Raw genomic sequence first — 23,857 nt, forward strand, 5'->3', positions numbered from 1 at the left:
CGCAACTTTAACCGCTCGGACCACCCATGACCGGCAATATCGCGCCATTCACATACGAGGCCGTTACCGGCGACGCCAGGAAAACATAAGCTGGCGACAGTTCCTCCGGCTGCGCCGGACGGCCCATCGCGCTTTGTTTGCCGAACTCGGCGACCTTCTGCGCGGGCTGATCGGCAGGGTTCAAAGGCGTCCATACCGGACCGGGCGCAACCGCGTTTACACGGATGCCGCGCTCCAGCAGGTTGCTGGCCAGCGACTTGGTGAACGCGTGGATGGCGCCTTTGGTGGCGGAATAGTCCAGCAATTCCTTGCTGCCGAACAATCCTGTCTCCGATCCGCTGTTGATGATGCAGCCGCCGCGGCGCATATGCGGCAGCACCGCGCGCGCCATGTGGAAATAGCCGCCAACGTTGGTCAGCAATGTTTCCTCGAACTGCTCGTCGGTCAGATCCTCGAGGTTGGGTACGTGCTGCTGGAAGGCCGCGTTATTGACCAGGATATCCACGCCGCCGAATGCTTCGACCGCCGCGGCGACGGCACGCTCGCAAAACCCTGAGTCCTTGACGTCGCCGGATATCAGCAGGCATTCCCGTCCTTCCTTGCGCACCCACTTGGCGGTCTCCTCCGCGTCCTCGTCTTCGTTGAGATAAAGGATGGCGACATCGGCGCCCTCCCGCGCGAACAGCACGGCAACCGCGCGCCCGATACCGGAATCGCCACCGGTGACGATGGCCTTCATGCCTTCCAGCTTGCCGCTGCCCCGATAGTCCGGCGCAAGGAAGCGAGGGGCTTCGGCCAGTTCGGATTCACGGCCTGGTTTCCTCAGGTGCTGAGCGGGTAGCGGTGGCTCGGGTTGCTTGCTTGTCCCTGCCTGCACCGGCTTCTTCTTCGCCTGCCCCTTGCTCTCCAATGCATCCGCCCTGTCCTGGAGCACACGCTGTTTGTCGACCGTCTTCTTGACCGGCACACCTTTCTTGGTCACGGATTTATTCATGGTTCTTCCTCGCATCTTTTTTGGGGGAAAAGAAGGTTCTGCGAATGCCGCCGCAAAATCGCGATACGCGAACAACGGTACAAATCACTCTAGTCCAGCTGGCGTGATGAAAGCGCTTGTTTTTAGGCATTTCACTACAACAAAAATCTCCACGATGGCTTCACGCATCCGTCGCATCGGATTGACATCTGCGGTGGCAGATTGCCTGCGTCATCCATTCAGGGTTCCGCCATGAACACGAAAGCTCTCATTCTTTGCCTGGCTGCGGCACTACCCATGGCCGCATGCGACCGCAACGATCCCAACGACACGCCAGCGGATACGCCAGCTGACACTGCGGCGGGCACAGCAGCCGACACAGCAACGCCTGCCGGTACGCCCACGGATACGACCACGCCGGCCACGGGCGCTACGCCCACCACACCAAGCGCTGATGCGACCGGGCCGCAACCTGTTGCCAATCTTTCCGAAGCCGAGCGCGGTGCACTAGGCGTACTTAACGCCATCAATGAGCACGAAATAGCCGCGGGACAGCAGGCACTGAGCAAGAACGTGCCTGACGACGTCGCCAAGTTCGCGCAGATGATGGTGGACGAACACAGCAAGAATCGCGACCAGACCAATCGCTTCGGGCCCAATGCCGACGATGCGAAAGCAGCTGCTCAGCGCGCCAAGGGCAAGACCGAACTGGATACGTTAGGTAAACAATCGGGGGATGCTTACGCCAAGGCCTATGTCGATGCGATGGTGAAGGGACATACCGAAGCATTGGCGACGCTGGACAACGACCTGATCCCCGCCGCCGTCGACCCCGCGGTTAAAACCCACCTGACCGATACACGCACGGCCGTCGCCAAACACCTGGAAGCGGCCAAGCAACTGCAGGCCGCCGGAAAGTAACCATATGGCTGACAGGTCCATCGGATTCTTTCGCGCCAACGGCCTTTCCCTGGTCCTTATCGCCATCTTTCTCGGCACTTTGGTTGGCCAGCTGTTAACCGGCCACGCCAGTTACAACGAAGAACGCATCGAAGAGGGTGCGGCGTCGGAGCCGCTGTCGGCCTATATCGGCAGCGGCCATTTTCTGTCGGCCACCTTTGAGAACTGGGAAAGCGAGTTCCTGCAGATGGGGATGTACGTGCTGTTGACCGTCTGGCTGCGGCAACGCGGCTCGGCGGAGTCGCGCCCTTTTGAGGAATCGAAGGAAGAAGAGAAAATCGAACCCGGCCCCACCCCTTGGCCGGTGCGAGCTGGCGGCATCTGGAAACTGATTTACGCAAACTCACTTGCGCTGGCATTTTTTGCGCTGTTCGCCTTGTCATTCGTGCTGCACCTGCGCAACAGCTGGCGGCTGGAACTGGACGAGCGCCTGCTACGGGGAGACCCACCCATCAGTCTGTGGAACCACTTCAGCGGCCCGACATTCTGGTTCGAGTCGTTCCAGAACTGGCAAAGCGAATTTTTCGCGGTGCTGGCCATCGTGGTGCTGTCCATCTTCTTGCGTCAGGAAGGCTCGCCGCAATCCAAAGTAATGAAAGCGCCGCACGCGCAGACAGGGGCGTGAGCCCGTTACTTGTAGAGCGGAGCTTGCTCCGCTGCTCTTAGGCCCGTCGCCCGGCAAAAGCAGCGGAGCAAGCTCCGCTCTACGAAAGGCAAAGTTTCACTGCGACGGCAACTGACCTCCGTACGCATTTCCTTCGATCGACATCAGATGCCAATTGCCCCATTTGTCTTCCACGCCATGACCCGTTGTCCTTCCCGCACCACGATCACCCGCATAGCGGTATAGGGGATGTCCGTTGTATGAAAGATGATGTCGGCCGCCACTCAATGGCGACGTCTTCAACGCAACAACCCCTACTGGTGTGGGTGTGATGCGAGTGGGCACAGATCGAAGCCGGAGATGCATCAAGGTGGCATGCGCCGTGTTCATTTATCACAAGGGTCTGTGATTCACGGCTGCAGAGATGGTCAGGTAGAAAGTTCGCACCGTGATAACGCGCATTAATGCAATATTTTCCCTATTCACCAGACGCATGAAAAAAGCGCGCTGAAGTCGAGGTTCCTCGATGTCCACTCCTTGCATGGCGATCATCGACGATGATCTTGCATTTGCCTCTCTGGCGTCCGACTACGCCAGCAAGAAAGGGTTTGCGACCAAATCCATTCATTCCGCCAACGAAGCCCGCCTCTGGCTGGCCGACAACGACCCTGACCTGACGCTGCTGGATATATTCCTACCGGATGGCGATGGATTCGACATCATCGAAAGCGTACCGAGAGACCACTCCGGCCGTATCGTCTTCGTTACCGGCAGCATCAGCGCCGAACACGCTCGCCGCGCGGTTGCTTCGCCCGCCGATGCCTATTTGTGCAAACCACTCCCACCCGCCCGCCTGGATGAATTGCTGGAGGATGCCAGGCACCGGCATCGGCTTCACGCCGACATCACCAAACCAGGCCGGTTCGGATTGGTGGGCGAAAGCCCCGCGTTGCGTGCAGTGCTGCGCGATATCGCCACGGTAGCCAGCTACGACACTTCCGTACTCATCCTGGGTGAAACCGGTACCGGGAAAGAGGTGGTGGCTCGTGCGCTGCATCAGCTCAGCCGCCGACGCGGGAGGTTCGTTGCCATCAATTGCGGAGCGGTGCCCGCAGAGCTGCTGGGAAGCCAGCTATTCGGCCACGAACGCGGAAGCTTCACCGGAGCTACCGGGCGCCATGCAGGCTATTTCGAACAGGCCGACGGCGGCACATTGTTTCTGGATGAAATCGGCGATATGCCGGCCGAGCTTCAGGTCTATCTGCTGCGTGTCCTGGAAGCCGGCGCGGTAACTCGACTGGGCGGCAGCGAAGAAATTCCCGTGAATACGCGGGTGATCGCCGCTAGCCATCGCTGTCTGGACGGTGGCGAAGGCAATGGGCTGCGGCCGGATCTTTACTACCGGCTGGCGCGTTTCCCGCTGCATCTCCCCGCATTGCGCGAACGCGGCGGCGATATCGAGTTGTTGACACAGCATTTCCTGGGTCTGCTGAATCGACACCACGGCACCCACAAGCGGCTAGACCTCCGCTGCATCGACGGGCTGCGCGCCTACGATTGGCCTGGCAACGTACGCGAGCTGGCGGGCGTGGTGGAACTTTCCTATCTGCGTAGCGGCCACGAACCCGTATTCATTCGTCCACCCAGCACACCCGGCGGTCGCCACATCGCACCGGATGATATGACGGTGTTGTTTCGGGTCGGCATGTCCTGGCGCCAGGTCCAGGAAGAAATGCTCAACAAGACGCTGGCCTTTCATGGCGGCGACAAGACCGCGGCAGCGCGCAGCTTGGGCGTGAGTGTCCGCACCATCCATAACCATCTGTCGCGAAGCTGAGCAAGCAATGCGCGGCGAAAAGGAGAGCACGCAATCAGTAGAACGGTGTATCCATGACCTCAGGAACGAGCTCAACGTCGTCATGCTGGCGCTGGGAATCGCCGAAGACAAAAAGCCCATGCGCGAGGCCAACCTGGCTTGCGCCCGTTGCATCGAGTTAATAGAGCGCCTCTCGGTCCGGCTACAAAACCAACAGCAAGACGACTCCGCCAACCCAGGTACGTAGCCGGACCTGGCGCGCATGGCGTGAAAGAAGTTCGTACCGCGAAGAATCTTCCTGGCGGTGATGCGCCAGCCAGCCTTTATCAGCATCTGCATGCGGTCCGGCGTGGTGAGTTCTGGCACGTCGCTTGCGAGACCCGTGCAGATCAAGACAGAGCACAAGAGCGAGGGACCACATGGAACGAGAAGACATCAAGGCCGATCTGAAATCGGCATATGGCGAGTTGAAACGTTTTGGCACGCGCCTGGCTGACACCGGACGCGATTGGTGGCAACAGAGGAGGACTGAAATGAATCAGCGTTACGAACATGAGCAAGACGAAAGGAACCGCGGCGACAACCGCAGCCAGGAATACTGGCAACGCGGCCGCCAGGCCACCCGCGGTGGCGAAGAGCAGGAAAACTACGGGCTTTCGGGAAGGCAGTCGCCGTACCGGAGCGACGAACGCCGCTACGACATCGGCGGGTCCAACATGCGCGGCCAACAGGGCGGCCACGGTTATACCGAGGACTACTCTGCCGGCGCATCCGGCCGCGGCAGGCAGTGGGACGATGACGACGAGCCGTGGCGGTATTCGCAGCGCAGCTACCAAACCGGTGGCGACGCCTATTCACCGCGTGCCGCCGACTATAGCGGTGGCGCCTATGGCATGCCGGCGATGGGCACGGGTAGCCGTTACACCGGCAGCGCCTATCAAGGCCCGTACGGCGAAGAATACGGGTATGGCCAGGATGAATTCCGGACGAGAGGACAAGGACAAGGCAACTACGGTCAGCGTACCGGTGGCAGGAGCGGCTACAGCGAGTACGGCAATGCTCCTTATGGCCAATCCGCTTCGGCGTCCCACCAACCGCACCACGGCCAACAGCGCTATGGCCAGCAGCGTTTCGGCGAGCGTAGCGGCTATGACCTGAGTGCGCAGTATGGCCAGTCCGGATATGGATACGGGCAAACCCGGTCGGATGAGATGCCCATGGGAATGGGCAGCGCCACCGGCAACTACGGGCGCAGCGGGTATGGCACCGAGTATCAAAACCGCGGCGAGCGTTTTGGCCAGGGAAGCTACAGCACTCAGGGCCGCTATCAAGGACGCGGCCCGCGCAATTACACACGCTCGGACGAGCGGATTACCGAGGAACTCAACGAACGCCTGACCGACGACGCGGATATTGATGCTGGCGACATCACTGTCCGGGTCAGCAACGGCATGGTGACGCTGGAAGGCACCGTTGAGGACCGCTGGATGAAACATCGCGCCGAGGACATCGCCGACAGCTGCAGCGGCGTCAAGGACGTGACCAACAGCATCCGGGTGGTCTCCCGCAACGAACGCGGCAGCGAGTACGCCGGGTCGCTGGGCGGCACGTCGGAAGCATCGGACACGTCCGGCACCGGAAAAGGCACCGGCCGCACAACCGGTGAATCGACGACATCCAAGACGCCTCACCACTAAAACGCCGCAAGCACGGCGATAGGCATGGCTCCGTTCCGTCGCAACCAAGCGGCGGAACGGAAGTTCGCCCTTGTAGGAGCGGCGGCCCGCCGCGAGATTTTGCTTCTATCGCGATCTGACAGAAAGAGCTCGCGGCGGGACGCCGCTCCTACAAAAAAAAAACGGCGAGGCTCCTGACATGGCGGGGAAGCAACGTGACCCATCTGAATAGCGTCAACAGGTTCTAAGATGCGAGCACTCACCTATCACGGCGCCAAGGACGTACGTGTGGAAACGGTGCCTGATCCGGGACTGCAGGAATACGACGATATCGTGCTGCGCGTCACCGCCACCGCGATCTGCGGCTCAGACCTGCACCTCTATCGGGGCAAGGTGCCGGGTTTGAAGGAAGGCGACATCCTGGGCCACGAGTTCATGGGCATCGTGGAAGCCGTCGGCGACGCGGTAAAGGATCTGAGCGTTGGCGATCGCGTGGTGATTCCTTTCGTGATTGCGTGCGGAGAATGTTTCTTCTGCAAACTCAACGAATATGCAGCTTGCGAACGTACGAACCCAGCTGAAGGCTCAACGCTCAACCGCAAGGGCATTACCCCGCCGGCCGCGTTGTTCGGGTATAGCCGTTTGTACGGTGGCATTCCCGGTGGGCAAGCCGAACTGGTCAGAGTCCCCAAAGCCAACAGCGGCCCGTTCCGGATCGAAAGCAATCTATCCGATGAGCAAGTGCTGTTTCTGTCCGACATTCTTCCCACCGGTTATCAGGCAGCGCTGTATGCGGGCGTCAAGCTGGGCAGCACCGTCGCCATTTTTGGCGCTGGTCCAGTAGGCATGATGACCGCCGCGTGCTGCAGGATGCTGGGCGCCGAACGCATTTTCATGGTCGATCATCACGACTACCGGCTCGACTTCGCCAGAGCGACGTACGACGCGGAAACCATCCATTTCGACCGGGAAGACGACCCTGCCGCATTGATCGTCGAGAGCACCGGCGGCCGTGGCGTCGACGCCAGTATCGATGCGGTGGGATTTGAAGCCAAAGGTTCTACCGCCGAGACGCTGTTGACGGCGGTAAAGCTGGAAGGAAGCAGCGGCAAGGCCCTGCGCCAGTGCATTGCCGCCACGCGCCGCGGCGGCGTGGTCAGTGTGCCGGGGGTCTACGTGGGCTTTCTGCATGGTTTCCTTTTCGGCGATGCGTTCGACAAGGGGCTGACGTTCAAGATGGGCCAGACCCACGTACAACAATACATGCCGGAACTGCTGGAATGCATCGAGGAAGGCAGACTCAAACCGGAACTGATTATCTCGCACCGGATGAATCTGAGCGATGCCGCCCTCGGCTATCAGGTCTTCAACAACCGCCAACAGGAATGCCGCAAGGTCGTGTTGACACCATGACCCGGCGCGTGAGCCGCGGCGAAGGAGAAAATCGATGAGCAAGTGCGATGTCTGCGGAAACGATTACGACAAGGCGTTTACGTTGCAACAGGGCGAGCACCAGGGCACGTTCGACAGCTTCGAGTGCGCCATTCGTGCTTTCGCACCTGAATGCGACCACTGCGGCTGCAAGATCATCGGCCATGGCGTGGAGAGTCAGGGACAGTTCTTCTGCTGCGCGCATTGCGCTGGCCAGATGGGCGTGCAAGGTGCGGCCGACCGGGTGGAAAGCTAGCGAAGGCCCAAGGTACGCCGGAAGGCGAACCGTGCATTTTTTTCGCTGTCGGAAACTCTGTCCAATTTTCACCCGGGAGACACCAGGAAAATCATTATCTGTATTGGCATGTAATCTGCTTTGTTCTTCCTGCCAGCCCGGTGAACGAGAAGAGCGATGACCGTTTGCAAGGGCAAACGGACGTGCTGGCAGAGCCGGTGCCGTCGGCCGGGATTGACCGGGTCCTATAAGCGCCCCTGATCGTCCGCCGACGGCCCCGCTCTCACCGCAGCAAAGGCAGTCAAGGAGGCGGCGTATGACCAAGGCGGTATCGACAAGACTTCCGGCCGGATGCCGCTGGGTCGATTTGTCCGAACAAGATCCGCCTGCCCAAGGCATGGCGCTGGAACGCAACGGCAAACGCGTCCTCAGTGTCGTACCCAAACGAGGCGGGTGGCTGGTGATGGCAACCCCTGTTGGCGAATCGCAACCCATGCCGAAAATCGTGGTGCGTTCCATTTCCGACGGCATGCGCTGGGCATCGAAGTGGGTCAACGCACGCAGCCGTGGGCTGGGAGATGCCCCTGTAGCGCCGCAAACGCCGCATGCACACACCCCACACATCCGTTCCCCTTCCTGACGAGGTAGCCGAATGACCGATCCGCAAAGCGACACAGTGCAGGTATACCGCGTCGTAACGGCGAATGAGAAAGATAAGCCTTTCTCGCCCAGCCAGCGCGACGCACGTTGGACTTCCAAGACATCCCCGGTGGTCTACACCTCACTTTCGCCCAGCGGCGCGATGCTCGAATTCCTGGTGCACCGCGAAAGCACCCTTACTGAAGGCCTCTGTCTGGCAACGGCACAGCTCCCGGCCTCCAGCATCCAGCATCTCTCCGACCCTCCGCCGAAATGGGAGGAGCGGCCCTACCGAAAAGAAGTGCAGGCGGTCGGAGACACCTGGCTGCAGCAGCGCGAATCGCTTGCACTCAAAGTTCCCAGCGCGGTGTGTTCCGGTGAGTGCAACCTGTTGATCAATCCCGCGCATCGGGACTTCGCGTTGTTGGCGGTAGTTTCGGTGAAGAGCTTTAGCTTGGATTCGCGGCTTGGTTAGGTATCTCTTTCCCTTTCGCCCGATACCGCCCTTGTTTCTTGTAGGAGCGACGGTTTTCAATAGTCGAATGGCTGGTCAAGTCGCGATGGCACTTTCATGAAAATGCTTCGTCGCGACTCACGCTGCTCCTACAATGACTTCAATCATGGGTCGCGTGCATCATCTCCGCGATCTTCCTGGATAGATCGGTGATCCGATACGGTTTGGAAACGAATTCGCACCGTGCCGGCAAATCGGGCAATGAGCTGCTGGCGTACCCGGAGGCCAGCAGGATCATCAGTTGAGGATGCATGTCCCTTGCGCGGCGGGCCAACTCGACACCGGAAAGATTGCCGGGCATCGCTACGTCGGTGAAGAGCACATCGATATCGTGCTGTTGCAGCATCTCCAATGCTTCTACGCCACGCCTTGCCACGACTACATCGAAGCCCATGTCGCGCAGCGTTTCCTCGACCACCTCCAGGATGTTCTCGTCGTCATCCACCATGAGGATCTTCAGCTTACGATCGGAAGCACTGTCGTTAGCCATTTCGTAGATGGGTAGCCACAAGTTAATCGTAGTGCCCACCCCGGGCACGCTGTCGATTTCGACCTTACCCCCAGATTGGGTGACAAAGCCATATACCTGGCTCAAACCCAGTCCGCTGCCCTTACCCGTTTCCTTGGTGGTGAAGAATGGCTCGAATGCCTTGCCGGCGACCTCCGGCGTCATACCGACTCCTTCATCGCTGACCGAAATACACACCATGGGCCCAGAGGGCGATTCCCCAGCACGGGATCCCGATGCCGGATAACCCGCGCGCGTGATGATGCGTACGCATCCGCCCTGCGGCATGGCATCACGGGCGTTGATGATCAGGTTGAGCAACGTGCTTTCGAACTGCACCTGGTCGATCTCTACCTGCGGCAACTGCGGCTGCAGCTCTATCGACATCTCCGTGTGTTCGTCGCAGGCTCGCTGCAACAACTCTTCCGATCCCTGGATCAGCGCGTTGATGTCGCAGCACTTTGGCCGCAGCATCTGTCCACGCGAGAACGCCAGCATTTGCCGCGTCAATAGCGAACCGCGTGCCGCGGCCCTCTGAGCGGCCGCGACCTGCCGGTGGTGCTGGGCGGAGAGACCATCGGCACAGGCCAGCCTATCCAGGCTGTTGATGATGACGGTAAGCAGATTGTTGAAGTCGTGCGCCAGTCCATAGGTCAGCTGACCGACGGCTTCCATCTTCTGGGACTTCAGCAGTGCCTCGTGCGCTTCCATCAGCGCCTGCTCGGCTTCCCGGCGCTCGGTAATGTCGCGGGTGACCTTGGCGAAACCCACTAATTCGCCTTCTTCCCAAATAGCGTCCAGCACCGCGTTGGCCCAGAAACGGGTACCGTCCTTGCGTACACGCCAGCCTTCCATTTCGCATCTACCCTCCCGGGCAGCTACCGACAAGCAACGATCGGGCACGCCCGCGGCACGATCTTCGTCGGTGTAGAACAGGGAGAGATGACAGCCCAGCACTTCGGACGCCTGATACCCCTTGATGCGTTCGCCGCCGGCATTCCAACTGGCGATATGTCCAGACGGATCCAGCATATAGATCGCATAGTCGGTGACGGCGTCGACTAGCATCTTGAATTGACGCTCATCGTCGAGCAGTTCGATGGGCAAGACGTCGCTGTGGCTGCCGGTATCGACATCAGGTTCATTGCTGTACGCCATCCGGCGGCTCCTGGGCTGCAGTCGATCAAGATTGGTGCTGGGGACGTAAAAACAAAGTCAACATGGCCAGGCGCACCGGTGGCCACCCGTCCGGAGGAGCGAAAGACCCAACGCCGAGGCCGTTCTGGTCCGTGTCGGCGCCGCGGCTTTCCCTGCACTTTGCTCACTATCTGCAGATATTTCCGAACCGATCCTGCAACGCCTGCCGAGCTGGTGTTTTGTGGGCCTATTTGCATTTCCGGCCATTCCGCGTGGCCGGCACCGCGATTTTGACAATGCCGTGACGCCACCTAATTGATGCTGGACGCAAGCGATCAGGTACCGGGGATGGCCACCGCCGTGAATAGAGTGATTACCGCCTTCGGTTTCCTGACGATTGGATTGCTGGCCGGCGGCGGGCTTTCCAGCCTGCCCGCTCTGGATATCCGACCGGCAGGTGCGCTGTCCGACGAGACGGCCAATCTCTCGAACCATGCCTATGGACCCGATCATCCGCTTGACCAAAGCCAGGCGCTGGGCGTCATGTTGTCGATGAGCGCGCATGAGCGCCTACTTGCCGAGGACGCTGCGCAACGGGCCTCACCTCTGTTGGCGGCATTGGCGCGCCGCCACGCGCAGCAATACCGCCACGAATTCGATGGCGCGCTGGAACTGAACCCGGATCCGGATTCCCCACTCTCATACGATTTATGGACCGCTGCGGACAGCGAACGCATGTTGCTGCTTTCCCTCTCGCCTACTCGATACGATCTGGCCTATTTGGAAGCCGCGCTCAAATGCCAGCGCAAGGCGCTGGGCGTCATCGATCTCAAGGTCCGGCCAGCGCTGGTCGACGAAGCCAGCCAGGCATATGTCGCCCAGGTCCGCGCGAACGTCGACGCCCGCTTGACCGATCTGGTCGCTATCCACGCCACGCTTAGTCAAGAGGCGACGCCCGAGCCGCAGCAAGGCTCCGGCAGCTGATGGCGGCCGCTGCAACGGACTATCGCCTAGTTGATCAAAGTGGTGCCGCTTACGGCGCGCGCATGACGTGCGTCGATGCCTAGCGTCCGCCTAGCGTCCGCCGATCATCCAACCAATAAACAACAGGAACACAACCGCGAAGCCGGCGATCCAACGCCAGGGGAGACGTGCCATGAGTTCGGAAAGCCAGGCTCGCGCTTCCGATGGGCCGGTGGGCGATCTGTTTCGCGGCATCAATCTGCCTCCGGGAACGCGAACTTGCGACGGCCCTTTCCATGTGGGCGCTCGTTCGCGTGGAGCTACGGAAGTAGTGTGTGGAAGCGGACGAATCCTTCCTATCAACAGGGTATGCCAGCACTCTAGCGACGAGGCGTTAATGCACGGTGGAGGCCGTGGGCTGCCGTCCGGGAAGGCTGGGCTTGCGGCCGCGATTCGGCGCCGGCCTCACTGAGTACGGTTCATATCCAGCCTCGGAAGGCCCGCCAGGAAGGCTTTACAAGAAACTCACCTGGGTTGCCGTAGTAATCGCAGACGCGAGCCCCGGCCTCCCCCAACCGCGCTCTGCCTGACTCAGATGTTGAGACAAGTGTCGTCCAAGCTGTCCCCTTTCTGGAGCCCGCAACCATGACCTACGATCCCCATTCCTTTGTTGATGAGTTGTTGTCGCAGCTGCCGATCAACCGTGATACCCGTTGGACGGCTGGCGGACTTGGATTGGACCAGGCGTCGTTCGACGCGGTTGCGCAACGGGTGCTCGCCTTGGAAACCTGTGGCTCCGTCGACGTGATGAACATGACCCGAGAATCCAACCGTCTCAACGCGATCCGTTTTGTCCGGTTGGTGTAGTAAGCCTTCCTCCTATGGGCATATCCGCGTGCGCACTTGTTGTAGAGCGGAGCTTGCTCCGCTGCCCTTCGGTGCCGCAATCAAGAACAGCGGAGCAAGCTCCGCTCTACGACGTCAAGAGAACGACGCAACGCCTCTAACGAGCGCTCAGGCGACCTGCGGTACCACGGCATCGACCTGGCGCAGTGTCGCCACGCCATGACCCTGCTCGGCCAGGTATTCCAGCCACTTGCCGAGAAAGGTATTCATCCGCATCCGGTGGCTGATCACTTCCGCTGGCGGCGGATACAGGCCGATCACATCCTGCCAGCGCCGCCCTACATAGCAATGTGTTGCCTCGGCCTGGTGCGCATCGCGGTACATGCGAATGAACGCGGATGGGTCAGGTTCACCGGTTTGCGGGTCGCGCATGTCATAGGTCAGCCGCAACTCCACCGTATATCGGTGCGTCTCAATGACGTCCAGCCGCAGATCCAGCCCATCCCCTACCGAAGAAACGTAGGCGCCGGTCTTCAAATGTTCCGGCGCCAGCAGGCGGGCCAGCCGCGCGTGGTTCTCCGCATACAGCGCCATCAGCCAGCCAAAACGGCTGAGTTTGGGGATGCGTGCGGTGCGGGTGAGGGCGTGTGTCATGGCACCGATCCTACACGCAGAAATCGCTTTTCGGCAGCATTGACGAAAGCCGATATCAGGCCTAAGTTAAGCATTCCACGCGGCTGTTTTTCTACGCGCCCGCATTCATGCATTTACTAGAACATTTCGCGCTGCAAGCCCAGCGTAGACAGCACTTTGCTGGAAATCTCCTCAATCGATTTATTCGTGGTGCTGAGCGTGGGAATGCGCTCCACCTGGAACATCGCTTCCGCCGCCGCCACTTCGCTTTTGCAGGTCGCCAGATTGGCGTAGCCGGAATTCGGCCGGCGCTCCTGACGGATCTGATGCAACCGTTCCGGATCGATCGTCAGTCCGAACAACTTGCGCCGGTAAGGCCGTAAACGCGGCGGCAAACGGTCGGTTTCCAGATCCTGATCGGTCAGCGGGTAATTGGCTGCACGGACGCCGTAATGCAGCGCCAGATAAACGCAGGTGGGTGTCTTTCCCGCACGCGAAACCGCCACTAGGATCACGTCGGCTTCGTCGTAGTTGAGCGCGATGCCATCGTCATGCGTCAGCGCGAAGTTCATGGCGTTGATACGGCGGTGATACGTTTCGAAGTCGACCAGTCCGTGCGCCTGGCCCACGCGGGATTGCCTCGGGGTGCCCAGCTCGCGCTCCAACGGCTCGATGAACGGCGCGAACACATCGAGCATCAGCGCGCCGCTTTCGGCCAACACGACACTCAATTGAGGGTCCACGCAGGAATTCACCACGATGGGGCGGACCCCGAGTTTCAATCCCGCCCGGCGGATGCGATCCGCGGCGTCCTGGGCCTTTTCGACGTCGTCGACAAAGGAAATACGGTCGGTTTGAAAGCTGAAACCCGAAAACTGGGTCAGCAGGCTGTGGCCAATGGTTTCGGCCGTGATACCGGTGCCATCGGACACGTAGAACACAGGCCGCAGGCCGGACATCGTCATCTTTTCCTCGCTCACCACGAAAACCCCGCCGATTCAAGCTTGTCTGCAATTGGTATGCACTGCATCATATCCGCTCTTCCCCATGGACACGGCCCCCGCCGTCAGTCTCGGCGCGGCGCACAGTCCTGCTTTGGAGCATTGCGCTTGAACGAGAATATCCTGTGGCTGCACGAGTTGCGTCTGGCCGACTTGGCCCGCGTGGGCGGTAAAAACTCCTCCCTCGGGGAAATGATCGGCCACTTGGCCAACCTGGGTGTCTCGGTACCCGGCGGGTATGCGACCACCGCCGAAGCCTTCAAAGCGTTCATTGCCCACAACGATCTCTATACGCGCATCTTCGACAAGCTGGCCACGCTGGACGTGGAGGATGTCGATGCGCTGACACTGGCCGGCAAGGAAATCCGCGGCTGGGTCACCGGTGCGCCGCTGCAGCCGGATCTGGATGCGGACATCCGCAGCGCGTACCACAAGCTCTGTGGCGACAACGGCGGTGGCGACGTGGCGGTCGCGGTGCGCTCTTCCGCCACCGCCGAGGACCTGCCCGATGCCAGCTTCGCCGGCCAGCAGGAAACCTTCCTCAACGTCACCGGCGCCGATGACGTGGTGCACAAGGTCAAGGAAGTGTTCGCGTCGCTGTACAACGACCGCGCCATCGCCTACCGCGTGCACCATGGGTTCAAGCACGAGGACGTGTTCCTCTCGGCTGGCGTGCAACTGATGGTGCGATCGGACGTGGGCGCTGCCGGCGTACTGTTCACGCTGGACACCGAGTCTGGTTTCCGCGATGTCGTTTTCGTCACTTCCAGTTATGGCTTGGGCGAAAACGTCGTCCAAGGCGCGGTGAACCCTGACGAGTTCTACGTCTATAAGCCCACTCTGCGGCAAGGCAAGCCGGCCATCCTGCGCCGCACCTTGGGCAGCAAGCAGATCCGCATGGTCTATTCGGACCAGCCGGGCGAGCGTGTCCGCAACGAGGACACGCCCGCCGACCTGTGCCAGCGGTTCTCCATTACCGACGAAGACGTGCAAGAACTCTCCAAGCAGGCGCTGGTGATCGAAGAGCATTACGGCCGCCCGATGGACATCGAGTGGGCCAAGGACGGCGTCAGCGGCAAACTCTTCGTCGTACAGGCGCGCCCGGAGACGGTGAAATCACGCGGCAAGGCCACGCAGATCGAACGCTATGCGCTGGGCAAACGAGGCCAGATCGTCGCCGAAGGCCGCGCCATCGGCCACAAGATCGGCAGCGGCGTGGCACGCGTGGTGCGCAGCCTGAGCGATATGAGCCAGGTGCAGCCCGGTGACGTTCTGGTGGCCGACATGACCGATCCGGATTGGGAACCGGTGATGAAGCGCGCCTCGGCCATCGTCACCAATCGCGGCGGACGTACTTGCCATGCCGCCATCATCGCGCGCGAGCTGGGCGTGCCGGCGGTTGTCGGCACCGGCAATGCGCTGGACCTCATCGCGAACGGCCAGGAAGTAACGGTCAGTTGCGCCGAAGGCGATACCGGCTACATCTACGACGGCGCACTCCCCTTCGAGCGCACCACCACCGACTTGGGCAACATGCCGCCGGCACCACTCAAGATCATGATGAATGTCGCCAACCCGGAACGCGCCTTCGATTTCGGCCAGTTACCGAATGCCGGCATCGGCTTGGCGCGGCTGGAAATGATCATCGCCAGCCACATCGGCATCCATCCGAATGCATTGCTTGAGTACGATCGCCAGGATTTGGCCGTGCGCAAGAAGATCGACGCCAAGATCGCCGGCTATAGCGATCCGGTGAGCTTCTACGTCGATCGCCTGGCCGAAGGCATCGCCACCATTACCGCGTCGGTAGCACCTAATCCGGTCATCGTGCGGCTGTCGGATTTCAAGTCAAACGAATACGCCAACTTGATCGGCGGCGAGCGCTACGAACCGCACGAAGAGAATCCGATGATCGGCTTCCGCGGCGCCAGCCGCTATGTCGACCCCGGTTTCGAACCCGCGTTCGCACTGGAATGCCGTGCCGTGCGTCGGGTGCGCGACGAAATGGGCCTGGACAACCTGTGGGTGATGATTCCGTTCGTGCGAACGCTGGAAGAAGGCCGCAAGGTCATCGAAGTACTGGCCAAACATGGGCTGCGCCAAGGCGATGGCGCCACCGGCGACAAGCCAGGGCTGAAGATCATCATGATGTGCGAAGTGCCGTCCAATGCGTTGCTGGCGGATGAATTCCTGGACATTTTCGATGGCTTCTCGATCGGGTCCAACGATCTCACCCAGTTGACCCTGGGCCTGGACCGCGATTCGAGCATCGTCGCCGACTTGTTCGACGAGAGGAATCCGGCGGTGAAAAAGCTGCTGTCGATGGCCATCAAGAGCGCACGCGCCAAAGGCAAATATATCGGCATCTGCGGCCAGGGCCCCTCCGATCATCCCGACTTAGCCGAATGGTTGATGCAGGAAGGCATCGAATCGGTCTCGCTCAATCCCGACACAGTGGTCGACACCTGGTTGCGACTGGCCAAGCTGAAATCCGCCTGATCGTCGCCGTAACGCCCACGCGCTAGAATCCGCTTGAACCGCCCTGCTCCGCAGGGCTTCTTGTAAGCGAAGAAGAGGCACGACGTGGACGCTCGGTGGAAAGATTTGGAAGCGTGGTGGAAGAACGCGAACGATGAGGCCTGGATGCAGCTCCTGCTATCTGCAGGCGTACGCATCGCGATAGCGCTGGTGGCGCTTTACATCGGTATCCGCCTGGTCACATGGGCTTCCGGATTGACCAGCAAGGCCATGACGCGGGCGAACCTGGAGCCCACCGCTGCGCTGTTCCTGCGCAAGGTGATCTACGTCATTCTGCTGGTGGTGCTGGTCCTGGCCATCCTGCAGCTGGTGTTCGGCGTTGCACCGACCTCGCTGATGGCGGTGATTGGTGCCGCAGGACTGGCGATCGGCTTGGCGCTGAAGGATTCGCTGTCCAATGTGGCCTCGGGTGTGATGCTGGTATCACTCAAGCCGTTCCGCGTCGGCGATATCGTGAAGATCGCCGGCGAAGCCGGCAAAGTCGAAGCGGTCAGCATTTTCCAGACTCAACTGCGTGGCGCCGACAACCAGCTCATCGTGCTGCCCAACAGCCTGATCACCGGCGACTCCATCGTCAATCTGACGCCCGACTACATGCGTCGCATCGAACTGATCATCGGCATTTCCTATTCCGACGATATCGACCTTGCACGCGCCACGGCGCTGGAAGTAATTGGCGCGGACAAGCGCGTACTGGCGGAACCTCAGGCCGACGTGCTGGTTTATGCCCTGGCCGAGAGCAGCGTCGACCTGGGCATCCGCTGCCACGTCCGCAATGACGATTTCTTCGCCACCAAATGCGAATTGCTTGAGCGCATCAAGAAGGCCTTCGACGCCGCCGGCCTCAGCATTCCTTACCCGCAACGCGACGTCCACATGTACCACCACCTTGCACAGGGCAGCGAAGCGTCCGCGGATATGCCGCTGTTGATGAAGCTTGCGAAGCCGACTGAAGACAGCTGATTGAGGTGAATGGTGAATGGTGTGAGCGGCGAGCGGTAAGGCTCTTGCTTTTACCTCCCCCTTTTAAAAGGGGGATTGAGGGGGATTTGCTTTTGCTTTGGGGTTGCTTTGTTTTTCAAAAAAGTAATGCAAAAACAAAAGCAAATCCCCCGCAGCCCCCTTGACCAGCCATCCGGCTGTTGAGAAGCGCCAAGAAGGGGCAAAGCGGTATGCGCTTAGCCCCCTGCCATCTCAGCCAAATGCTTGCGGTAGTGACGTAATTCTTCAATGGAATCGCGCACGTCACTCAACGCGGTATGCGCAGACTGCTTGCGTACGCCTTCCAGCACGGCGGGAGCCCAGCGGCGCGCGAGTTCCTTGAGCGTGCTGACATCCAGATTGCGGTAGTGGAAATACTTCTCCAAACGCGGCATCAGCCGATGCATGAAGCGGCGATCCTGGCAGATGGAGTTGCCGCACATGGGCGATGCATTCGGCTGCACCCATTGCGACAGAAAGGCAACGGTCTGGGCCTCGGCCTGCGCCAGATTGACCTGGCTTTCCAGCACTCGCTGCCACAACCCCGACTTACGGTGTTGATTGCGGTTCCAATCGTCCATCGCGTCGAGCGTCTCCAGCGTGTGGGCGATGGCCAATTCCGGGCCTTCGGCCAGTATGTTCAACTGGGAATCGGTCACCACCGTCGCGATCTCCAGGATGGAGTCCTTACCGGTGTCCAATCCGGTCATTTCCAGATCTATCCAGATGAGACGGTCGTTATTCGCGTGGCTGGCTGTCATGCACCTTCCCGTAGATTTTGGCCGCATTGTTTGGCATGTTCCGGAAATTCGATCCGGGGACGCGGAAAAAAACCGCGCCGTGGCATGATAACGCAGACTAATACCACCACCGGCCTATGAACAATTTCGCCCACTACGCCGTGCTCACCGCGATGCTGGCCCCGGCCTTTTTCCTGACCGCGACCGCTTCGCTGCTGCTGTCAGCCAATAACCGCCTGGCCCGCATCATTGACCGCGCCCGTACGCTGCTGCGCGAACTGGTGGACATCGAGGATGAGGCCGAACGTACCCTCTACGAACGGCGCATCGCCTTGCAGCGCCGACGCAGCCTGATCATCTTGCGCGCGGGCCAACTGCTTTACGGCGCCATCAGCCTGTTTGTCGGTACGAGCCTGGCGGTGGCGGTGGATACCTTCGTCGGGCATCGCCTGGGTGCCTTGCCGACTTGGCTGGCCGCCGCCGGTGTGCTGGCGATGCTGGCCGCCAGCTTGCTGCTGGCACGGGAATCCACCCTGGCGGTAACGGCAATCAATGAGGAAATGGATCACCGCCACTTCCGCCGCAAGACGCCGATCCGGTAAGCCTATGGCTCCGCAGAACACCGTAGCTTGCGCTGTGCGTACGTAGCGGCCGCTTCCGAAAGTTCCCGCGCTGTCGCTGCTCTTCCTTTCGTGCGCACAGCGCACGCTACGGCAGCGGTGGCTTGCCGCGCTTGGCCCGGAAATAATTGCTCAGCCGGCGGCTGGCTTCTTCCGCCAGCACTCCGCCCTGCACTGCCACCCGATGGTTGTGGCGTGGATCGGCGATCAGCTCGAACACGCTGCCGCAGGCCCCGGTCTTGGGGTCGCTGGCGGCGAATACCAGCCGGCTCACCCGCGCATGCACCATGGCCATGGCGCACATCGCGCAGGGCTCCAAGGTCACGTATAGCGTCGTGCCGACCAGACGATGGTTACCTAACTTCTGCCCCGCCTGCCGCATCGCGACGATTTCAGCATGGGCGCTGGGATCGCTGTCGGCCAGGTTGCGGTTCCAGCCTTCGCCAAGCACTTCACCATCCGCACTGACCAGCACCGCGCCCACCGGTATCTCATCGAACTCTTGTTCCGCCCTATCGGCCAGCGCAAAGGCATGGCGCATCCAGTGCTCGTCGGGCAGCAGTGAGTTCATTTCAGTAACGGACCAGCCCCATCGACCATGGAACAAGAGCAGCGAAACGCGAAGAGGTTAGCGTATCCATCGCACCCCTCATTCCCATTCGATGGTCGCCGGCGGCTTGCCGCTGATGTCGTATACCACTCGGGAAATACCACGCAACTCATTGATGATCCGATTGGATACCGTACCCAGGAAGTCGTACGGCAAATGCGCCCAATGCGCGGTCATGAAGTCGATGGTCTCCACTGCGCGCAATGCGATCACCCATTCGTAAGCACGGGCGTCGCCCACCACGCCGACGGATTTCACCGGCAGGAACACCGCGAACGCCTGGCTGGTTTTGTCGTACAGCTCGGCCTTTCGCAATTCTTCAATGAAGATCGCATCGGCTTTGGCCAAAAGCTCGGCGTACTCGCGCTTCACCTCACCCAGGATACGCACGCCCAGGCCGGGGCCTGGGAACGGATGGCGGTACACCATGCTGCGCGGTAGGCCCAATTCGACGCCCAGTCGGCGCACTTCATCCTTGAACAGTTCGCGTAGCGGCTCCACCAAGCCGAGTTTCATGTGCGCCGGCAGACCGCCCACGTTGTGATGGCTCTTGATGACGTGAGCCTTGCCGGTCTTGCTGCCGGCCGATTCGATCACGTCGGGGTAGATGGTGCCCTGCGCCAACCATTTGGCATTGGCCAGCTTGCCGGCTTCTTCATCGAAGATGTCGACGAACAGGCTGCCGATGATCTTGCGCTTGGCTTCCGGATCGGCCACGCCTTCCAGCGCATTGAAATAGCGGTCGGCGGCGTTTACTCGAATCACCTTGACGCCCATGTGTTCGGCGAACATCGCCATTACCTGGTCGCCTTCCTGCCAACGCAGCAGGCCGGTATCCACGAACACGCAGGTCAGCTGATCACCGATGGCCTTGTGCAGCAACGCGGCGACGACTGAAGAGTCCACGCCGCCGGATAATCCGAGAATCACCTCATCCGAACCGACCTGCTCACGCACCCGAGCGATCTGGTCTTCGATGATGTGAGCGGCCGTCCACAACGTCTTGCATCCACAGACTTCCACCACGAAGCGGCGCAACAGGGTTTCCCCCTGCAAGGTGTGCGTCACTTCCGGATGGAACTGCACGCCGTACCAGCGCTTGGCCTCGTTGGACATCGCCGCGACCGGGATACGATCGGTCTTGGCGGTGACGGTGAAGCCGGGCGGGGCCTTGGCGACGTGATCGCCATGGCTCATCCACACGTTCAAGCGCGGGTCGCCGCCGTGATCGCTAAGGCCTGAAAACAACGCGTCCGGCGCGACGATTTCCACTTCCGCATGACCAAACTCGCGCGCGTCCGCGGCTTCGGTGGCGCCACCCAGCTGCGCGGCCAACGTCTGCATGCCGTAGCAGATGCCGAGTATCGGCAGCCCCGAATCGAAGACTTCCTGCGGTGCCGCGGGCGCTCCGAACTGGGTGGTGGATTCCGGACCGCCCGACAGGATGATGCCCTTGGCGCCATATCCAGCAATTTCAGCTGGATCATGGTCCCAGGCCCAGATTTCGCAGTACACACCGATTTCGCGGATGCGTCGCGCGATCAGCTGCGTGTACTGCGCGCCGAAATCTAGGATGAGGATCTTGTCGCTGTGGATGTCGTGGATGTCGGTCATGGGCGGCGGAGAGTGCTCTTGTCGAAGCGGGAACGGGGAACGGGGAACGGGGAATGCAGCCAGATCGGCGCCGATGCGTCAGCAAGCGCTCTGGCATGCGGTGCTGTTGCTCCGGGACACCACCACGGAGAACTGGACAGTTTCAGCACGCCTGGCGCCGTCATTCCCGGTTCCCCGTTCCCTGTTCCCGCTTTTCCTACCTCAGCCCATCCGGTAATTCGGCGGTTCCTTGGTGATCTGCACGTCGTGCACGTGGCTTTCTCGCTGGCCGGCACCGGTGATGGTCACGAACTGCGGCTTCTTCTGCATCTCTTCGATGGTGGCGCAGCCGACATAACCCATGGTCGCGCGCAAGCCGCCGATCAGCTGATGGATGATGCTGCTGAGTTGGCCACGGTACGGCACACGGCCTTCGATGCCTTCCGGCACCAGCTTGTCCGCATCGCTGGCATCCTGGAAATAACGATCCTTGCTGCCCTTCTCCATCGCACCCAGGCTGCCCATGCCCCGATAGCTCTTGTAGCTGCGGCCTTGGAACAGTTCCACTTCACCCGGAGCTTCCTCAGTACCGGCGAACAGGCCGCCGATCATCACCGTGGAGGCGCCCGCCACGATGGCCTTGCCGATATCGCCGGAGTAGCGGATGCCGCCATCGGCGATCAGCGGAATACGATCCTGCAGGGCTTCGGCGACCATGCTGACGGCGGTGATCTGCGGCACACCGACGCCTGCGACCATGCGCGTGGTGCAGATGGAACCCGGACCCACGCCGACCTTCACCGCGTCGGCTCCGGCATCCATCAGCGCAAGCGCGGCATCGCCGGTGACGATGTTGCCGCCGATGACCTGCAACTGCGGGAAATGCTTCTTGGCCCAGGTCACGCGGTCGAGCACGCCTTGCGAATGGCCATGCGCGGTGTCGACGATCACCACGTCCACACCGGCAGCCACCAGCGCTTCGATGCGCTGATCGGTATCGCCGCCTACGCCGACCGCAGCGCCCACCACCAATCGGCTGGCGCTGTCCTTGGCGGCGTTGGGGTTGTCGGTCTTCTTTTGGATGTCCTTGACGGTGATCAGCCCGCGCAGGTCGAAACCATCGTTCACCACCAGGATTTTTTCGATACGATGCTTGTGCAGCAGCTGCAGCACTTCCTGATCGGTGGCGCCTTCCTTGACGGTGATCAGGCGCTCCTTCTTGGTCATGATGTGGCGGACCGGATCGTCTAGCTTGGTCTCGAAACGCATGTCGCGGCTGGTGACGATGCCTACCAGCTGGCCGCCATCCACCACCGGCACGCCGGAGATGTTGCGGGCACGGGTCAATTTCAGCACCTCGCCGATCGTCGTTTCCGGACCGACCGTGAAAGGTTCCTTGATGACGCCGGCTTCGAACTTCTTGACCTTGGCCACTTCGGCGGCCTGCTGCTGTACGGTCAGGTTCTTGTGGATGATGCCGATGCCGCCCAGCTGAGCCATGGCGATAGCCAAGCGCGCTTCGGTGACGGTATCCATGGCGGCCGAGACGATCGGCAGCTTCAAACTCAGGCTGCGCGTCAGGCGCGTACCCAGGTCGACGTCTTTAGGCAGGACGATGGAATGAGCGGGGACGAGCGAAACGTCGTCGTAGGTGAGTGCTTCAGCCTGGATGCGTAGCATCGGCGGACCCGGTAGTTGGGGAAGCGCGACATTGTACCTTGTTTGCCGGGCTGGTTGGAATTCCGTGGCTACCGGTTAGGCAACGGTGTGTCGCATTTGAAGCGGGTAAGTCGCTCGCTACGCGAGCTGCAAAGGGGCAAGTCGCGCCTGTGGCGCTTCCAAGGAAAGCGGCGGCGGCACTTCTTTACAGGCCACGAAGTGGCCGACTTCTCCCTTCGCAGGCGGCGCAGCCGCCGACTTCACACCGCCTCAGCGGCTTCCAACGTGTTCTGCATCAGGGTCGCGACTGTCATCGGCCCGACGCCGCCGGGTACCGGAGTAATCCAGCTGGCGCGTTTGGCGGCTTCGTCGAAGCCTACGTCGCCGACCAGGCGCCCGTCTTCCAGTCGGTTGATCCCGACGTCGATGACGACGGCGCCAGGCTTGACCCATTCACCCGGAATCAGGCCTGGCTTGCCGGCCGCCACCACCAGAATGTCGGCATCACCAACCCGGCTGCGCAGCACATCCGGCGGAGTGAACTTGTGGCAGCTGGTGACCGTGCAGCCGGCGATGAGAAGTTCCAGCGCCATCGGCCTGCCAACATGATTGCTGACGCCCACGATGGTGGCGTTCTGCCCTCGTACGGGCCGATCGGTGTAAGCCAGCAGCGTGGTGATGCCGCGCGGGGTGCACGGGCGTAGGCCGAACTGGCGCAGGGCCAGATGGCCGACATTCTCGGGGTGGAAACCGTCGACGTCCTTGCGCGGGTCGATCTGATGAATCAGGCGGCTGGCGTCCGGAATGCCCGGCAGTGGCAACTGCACCAGGATGCCGTGGATCTTCGGGTCCGCATTCAGCTGATCGATGAGCGCCAGCAATTCGCGTTCGCCGGTGCCGGCAGGTAAATCGTAGTCGTACGCCGCGATGCCGACTTTCTCGGCCGCGCGTCGTTTATTGCGCACGTAGACGGCCGAAGCGGGATCACCTCCCACCAGGACAACGGCTAATCCCGGGCGCGGCAAACCCGCGGCAATGCGCACGTCGACCTTGGCTTTCAGGTCGTCCAGCAGGTCTTCGGCAATACGGCGGCCATCGAGGATTCGCGCGGTCATCAGGGGGATCAGGTGTAAAGTCTTGTCCCTATTGTCCCCGATTCGCGAGCCGGGTTGTAGGAGCG

General features: G+C 60.9%; 25 protein-coding genes and 1 pseudogene. 14 read left to right on the forward strand and 12 right to left on the reverse strand.

Annotation, left to right across the window (positions count from 1 at the left end):
* Positions 1-7: 7 nt before the first annotated feature.
* Entirely contained in the window at positions 8-994 is a 987-nt protein-coding gene (locus AB6O04_RS10585) for an SDR family oxidoreductase (protein WP_368563842.1), read from the reverse strand.
* A gap of 231 nt (positions 995-1,225) precedes the next feature.
* Here AB6O04_RS10585 and AB6O04_RS10590 point away from each other — a divergent pair, with 231 nt between their 5' ends.
* Together AB6O04_RS10590 and AB6O04_RS10595 are read left to right on the forward strand one after the other, a co-directional pair.
* Complete coding sequence (locus AB6O04_RS10590) at positions 1,226-1,894, forward strand: DUF4142 domain-containing protein (protein WP_368563843.1); 669 nt, start codon at positions 1,226-1,228, stop codon at positions 1,892-1,894.
* Positions 1,895-1,898: 4 nt separating this feature from the next.
* The gene (locus AB6O04_RS10595) at positions 1,899-2,558 is read left to right on the forward strand and encodes a DUF6766 family protein (protein ID WP_368563844.1); all 660 of its coding nucleotides are present in this window, start codon (positions 1,899-1,901) and stop codon (positions 2,556-2,558) included.
* 96 nt (positions 2,559-2,654) lie between these two features.
* On the opposite strand, the gene AB6O04_RS10600 is transcribed toward AB6O04_RS10595, so the two are convergent.
* A complete protein-coding gene (locus AB6O04_RS10600; RefSeq protein WP_368563846.1) occupies positions 2,655-2,927 on the reverse strand; it encodes a hypothetical protein in 273 nt (90 codons plus the stop codon).
* Positions 2,928-3,063: 136 nt separating this feature from the next.
* Between AB6O04_RS10600 and AB6O04_RS10605 the strand changes: the two genes are divergently transcribed.
* The 7 genes from AB6O04_RS10605 to AB6O04_RS10635 all read left to right on the forward strand — a co-directional run bounded on the left by AB6O04_RS10605 (position 3,064) and on the right by AB6O04_RS10635 (position 8,809).
* Complete coding sequence (locus AB6O04_RS10605) at positions 3,064-4,374, forward strand: sigma-54-dependent transcriptional regulator (RefSeq protein ID WP_368563848.1); 1,311 nt, start codon at positions 3,064-3,066, stop codon at positions 4,372-4,374.
* Positions 4,375-4,381: 7 nt separating this feature from the next.
* A complete protein-coding gene (locus AB6O04_RS10610; protein ID WP_368563849.1) occupies positions 4,382-4,600 on the forward strand; it encodes a hypothetical protein in 219 nt (72 codons plus the stop codon).
* Between the two features lie 172 nt (positions 4,601-4,772).
* Positions 4,773-6,050 carry a BON domain-containing protein gene (locus tag AB6O04_RS10615; protein WP_368563851.1) on the forward strand — a complete coding sequence of 426 codons (1,278 nt, stop codon included), beginning with the start codon at positions 4,773-4,775 and terminating at the stop codon, positions 6,048-6,050.
* A gap of 228 nt (positions 6,051-6,278) precedes the next feature.
* On the forward strand, positions 6,279-7,442 hold the full coding sequence (locus tag AB6O04_RS10620; RefSeq protein ID WP_368563852.1) for a zinc-dependent alcohol dehydrogenase: 1,164 nt from the start codon (positions 6,279-6,281) through the stop codon (positions 7,440-7,442).
* Between the two features lie 34 nt (positions 7,443-7,476).
* A complete protein-coding gene (locus AB6O04_RS10625) occupies positions 7,477-7,716 on the forward strand; it encodes a hypothetical protein (protein ID WP_368563853.1) in 240 nt (79 codons plus the stop codon).
* Positions 7,717-8,011: 295 nt separating this feature from the next.
* On the forward strand, positions 8,012-8,335 hold the full coding sequence (locus tag AB6O04_RS10630) for a hypothetical protein (protein ID WP_368563854.1): 324 nt from the start codon (positions 8,012-8,014) through the stop codon (positions 8,333-8,335).
* A 12-nt stretch (positions 8,336-8,347) separates the two neighbouring features.
* Entirely contained in the window at positions 8,348-8,809 is a 462-nt protein-coding gene (locus AB6O04_RS10635) for an RES family NAD+ phosphorylase (RefSeq protein WP_368563855.1), read from the forward strand.
* A 139-nt stretch (positions 8,810-8,948) separates the two neighbouring features.
* On the opposite strand, the gene AB6O04_RS10640 is transcribed toward AB6O04_RS10635, so the two are convergent.
* Together AB6O04_RS10640 and AB6O04_RS10645 are read right to left on the reverse strand one after the other, a co-directional pair.
* Positions 8,949-9,338 (reverse strand): response regulator, encoded by a 390-nt coding sequence (locus AB6O04_RS10640; RefSeq protein ID WP_368563962.1) that lies wholly within the window; start codon positions 9,336-9,338, stop codon positions 8,949-8,951.
* A 9-nt stretch (positions 9,339-9,347) separates the two neighbouring features.
* Positions 9,348-10,514: pseudogene (locus AB6O04_RS10645) on the reverse strand (ATP-binding protein); the annotation flags it as partial.
* Between the two features lie 327 nt (positions 10,515-10,841).
* Between AB6O04_RS10645 and AB6O04_RS10650 the strand changes: the two are divergent.
* On the forward strand, positions 10,842-11,477 hold the full coding sequence (locus AB6O04_RS10650; protein WP_368563856.1) for a hypothetical protein: 636 nt from the start codon (positions 10,842-10,844) through the stop codon (positions 11,475-11,477).
* Positions 11,478-11,567: 90 nt separating this feature from the next.
* On the opposite strand, the gene AB6O04_RS10655 is transcribed toward AB6O04_RS10650, so the two are convergent.
* On the reverse strand, positions 11,568-11,711 hold the full coding sequence (locus AB6O04_RS10655; protein ID WP_368563858.1) for a hypothetical protein: 144 nt from the start codon (positions 11,709-11,711) through the stop codon (positions 11,568-11,570).
* A 390-nt stretch (positions 11,712-12,101) separates the two neighbouring features.
* Here AB6O04_RS10655 and AB6O04_RS10660 point away from each other — a divergent pair, with 390 nt between their 5' ends.
* Positions 12,102-12,323 (forward strand): hypothetical protein, encoded by a 222-nt coding sequence (locus AB6O04_RS10660; RefSeq protein WP_337341988.1) that lies wholly within the window; start codon positions 12,102-12,104, stop codon positions 12,321-12,323.
* Positions 12,324-12,470: 147 nt separating this feature from the next.
* On the opposite strand, the gene AB6O04_RS10665 is transcribed toward AB6O04_RS10660, so the two are convergent.
* A complete protein-coding gene (locus AB6O04_RS10665) occupies positions 12,471-12,956 on the reverse strand; it encodes a DUF1249 domain-containing protein (protein ID WP_368563859.1) in 486 nt (161 codons plus the stop codon).
* Positions 12,957-13,072: 116 nt separating this feature from the next.
* The gene (locus tag AB6O04_RS10670) at positions 13,073-13,894 is read right to left on the reverse strand and encodes a pyruvate, water dikinase regulatory protein (RefSeq protein ID WP_368563861.1); all 822 of its coding nucleotides are present in this window, start codon (positions 13,892-13,894) and stop codon (positions 13,073-13,075) included.
* 150 nt (positions 13,895-14,044) lie between these two features.
* Between AB6O04_RS10670 and ppsA the strand changes: the two genes are divergently transcribed.
* On the forward strand, positions 14,045-16,435 hold the full coding sequence (gene ppsA, locus AB6O04_RS10675) for a phosphoenolpyruvate synthase (protein ID WP_368563862.1): 2,391 nt from the start codon (positions 14,045-14,047) through the stop codon (positions 16,433-16,435).
* 84 nt (positions 16,436-16,519) lie between these two features.
* A complete protein-coding gene (locus AB6O04_RS10680) occupies positions 16,520-17,437 on the forward strand; it encodes a mechanosensitive ion channel family protein (RefSeq protein ID WP_368563864.1) in 918 nt (305 codons plus the stop codon).
* 215 nt (positions 17,438-17,652) lie between these two features.
* Here AB6O04_RS10680 and orn read toward each other — a convergent pair whose 3' ends face one another.
* Positions 17,653-18,216 carry an oligoribonuclease gene (gene orn / locus AB6O04_RS10685; protein WP_368563865.1) on the reverse strand — a complete coding sequence of 188 codons (564 nt, stop codon included), beginning with the start codon at positions 18,214-18,216 and terminating at the stop codon, positions 17,653-17,655.
* 116 nt (positions 18,217-18,332) lie between these two features.
* Between orn and AB6O04_RS10690 the strand changes: the two genes are divergently transcribed.
* On the forward strand, positions 18,333-18,797 hold the full coding sequence (locus tag AB6O04_RS10690; RefSeq protein ID WP_368563866.1) for a DUF2721 domain-containing protein: 465 nt from the start codon (positions 18,333-18,335) through the stop codon (positions 18,795-18,797).
* Between the two features lie 106 nt (positions 18,798-18,903).
* On the opposite strand, the gene tadA is transcribed toward AB6O04_RS10690, so the two are convergent.
* The 4 genes from tadA to folD all read right to left on the reverse strand — a co-directional run bounded on the left by tadA (position 18,904) and on the right by folD (position 23,792).
* Positions 18,904-19,386 carry a tRNA adenosine(34) deaminase TadA gene (gene tadA / locus AB6O04_RS10695; protein ID WP_368563867.1) on the reverse strand — a complete coding sequence of 161 codons (483 nt, stop codon included), beginning with the start codon at positions 19,384-19,386 and terminating at the stop codon, positions 18,904-18,906.
* 78 nt (positions 19,387-19,464) lie between these two features.
* Positions 19,465-21,030 (reverse strand): glutamine-hydrolyzing GMP synthase, encoded by a 1,566-nt coding sequence (gene guaA, locus AB6O04_RS10700; RefSeq protein WP_368563963.1) that lies wholly within the window; start codon positions 21,028-21,030, stop codon positions 19,465-19,467.
* 210 nt (positions 21,031-21,240) lie between these two features.
* Positions 21,241-22,698: an IMP dehydrogenase gene (guaB, locus tag AB6O04_RS10705; protein WP_368563868.1), complete on the reverse strand. Its 1,458-nt coding sequence runs from the start codon at positions 22,696-22,698 to the stop codon at positions 21,241-21,243.
* 239 nt (positions 22,699-22,937) lie between these two features.
* Entirely contained in the window at positions 22,938-23,792 is an 855-nt protein-coding gene (folD, locus tag AB6O04_RS10710; RefSeq protein WP_368563869.1) for a bifunctional methylenetetrahydrofolate dehydrogenase/methenyltetrahydrofolate cyclohydrolase FolD, read from the reverse strand.
* Positions 23,793-23,857 lie beyond the last annotated feature (65 nt).

This window comes from Pseudoxanthomonas sp. UTMC 1351, from assembly GCF_040948865.1.
Taxonomy (GTDB): domain Bacteria; phylum Pseudomonadota; class Gammaproteobacteria; order Xanthomonadales; family Xanthomonadaceae; genus Pseudoxanthomonas_A.

What these genes read in the sequence shown, in the direction of transcription:
- AB6O04_RS10635 (WP_368563855.1), top strand. Translation starts at nt 8,348, where the DNA reads ATGACCGATCCGCAAAGCGACACAGTGCAGGTATACCGCGTCGTAACG.
- AB6O04_RS10600 (WP_368563846.1), bottom strand. Translation starts at nt 2,927, where the DNA reads ATGAACACGGCGCATGCCACCTTGATGCATCTCCGGCTTCGATCTGTG.
- guaB (WP_368563868.1), bottom strand. Translation starts at nt 22,698, where the DNA reads ATGCTACGCATCCAGGCTGAAGCACTCACCTACGACGACGTTTCGCTC.
- AB6O04_RS10630 (WP_368563854.1), top strand. Translation starts at nt 8,012, where the DNA reads ATGACCAAGGCGGTATCGACAAGACTTCCGGCCGGATGCCGCTGGGTC.
- AB6O04_RS10595 (WP_368563844.1), top strand. Translation starts at nt 1,899, where the DNA reads ATGGCTGACAGGTCCATCGGATTCTTTCGCGCCAACGGCCTTTCCCTG.
- AB6O04_RS10650 (WP_368563856.1), top strand. Translation starts at nt 10,842, where the DNA reads ATGGCCACCGCCGTGAATAGAGTGATTACCGCCTTCGGTTTCCTGACG.
- AB6O04_RS10615 (WP_368563851.1), top strand. Translation starts at nt 4,773, where the DNA reads ATGGAACGAGAAGACATCAAGGCCGATCTGAAATCGGCATATGGCGAG.
- tadA (WP_368563867.1), bottom strand. Translation starts at nt 19,386, where the DNA reads ATGAACTCACTGCTGCCCGACGAGCACTGGATGCGCCATGCCTTTGCG.
- AB6O04_RS10590 (WP_368563843.1), top strand. Translation starts at nt 1,226, where the DNA reads ATGAACACGAAAGCTCTCATTCTTTGCCTGGCTGCGGCACTACCCATG.
- AB6O04_RS10585 (WP_368563842.1), bottom strand. Translation starts at nt 994, where the DNA reads ATGAATAAATCCGTGACCAAGAAAGGTGTGCCGGTCAAGAAGACGGTC.
- AB6O04_RS10665 (WP_368563859.1), bottom strand. Translation starts at nt 12,956, where the DNA reads ATGACACACGCCCTCACCCGCACCGCACGCATCCCCAAACTCAGCCGT.
- AB6O04_RS10620 (WP_368563852.1), top strand. Translation starts at nt 6,279, where the DNA reads ATGCGAGCACTCACCTATCACGGCGCCAAGGACGTACGTGTGGAAACG.
- AB6O04_RS10670 (WP_368563861.1), bottom strand. Translation starts at nt 13,894, where the DNA reads ATGTCCGGCCTGCGGCCTGTGTTCTACGTGTCCGATGGCACCGGTATC.
- folD (WP_368563869.1), bottom strand. Translation starts at nt 23,792, where the DNA reads ATGACCGCGCGAATCCTCGATGGCCGCCGTATTGCCGAAGACCTGCTG.
- AB6O04_RS10625 (WP_368563853.1), top strand. Translation starts at nt 7,477, where the DNA reads ATGAGCAAGTGCGATGTCTGCGGAAACGATTACGACAAGGCGTTTACG.
- AB6O04_RS10605 (WP_368563848.1), top strand. Translation starts at nt 3,064, where the DNA reads ATGTCCACTCCTTGCATGGCGATCATCGACGATGATCTTGCATTTGCC.
- AB6O04_RS10660 (WP_337341988.1), top strand. Translation starts at nt 12,102, where the DNA reads ATGACCTACGATCCCCATTCCTTTGTTGATGAGTTGTTGTCGCAGCTG.
- orn (WP_368563865.1), bottom strand. Translation starts at nt 18,216, where the DNA reads ATGACAGCCAGCCACGCGAATAACGACCGTCTCATCTGGATAGATCTG.
- AB6O04_RS10640 (WP_368563962.1), bottom strand. Translation starts at nt 9,338, where the DNA reads ATGGCTAACGACAGTGCTTCCGATCGTAAGCTGAAGATCCTCATGGTG.
- AB6O04_RS10655 (WP_368563858.1), bottom strand. Translation starts at nt 11,711, where the DNA reads ATGCCGCGAAACAGATCGCCCACCGGCCCATCGGAAGCGCGAGCCTGG.
- AB6O04_RS10690 (WP_368563866.1), top strand. Translation starts at nt 18,333, where the DNA reads ATGAACAATTTCGCCCACTACGCCGTGCTCACCGCGATGCTGGCCCCG.
- AB6O04_RS10610 (WP_368563849.1), top strand. Translation starts at nt 4,382, where the DNA reads ATGCGCGGCGAAAAGGAGAGCACGCAATCAGTAGAACGGTGTATCCAT.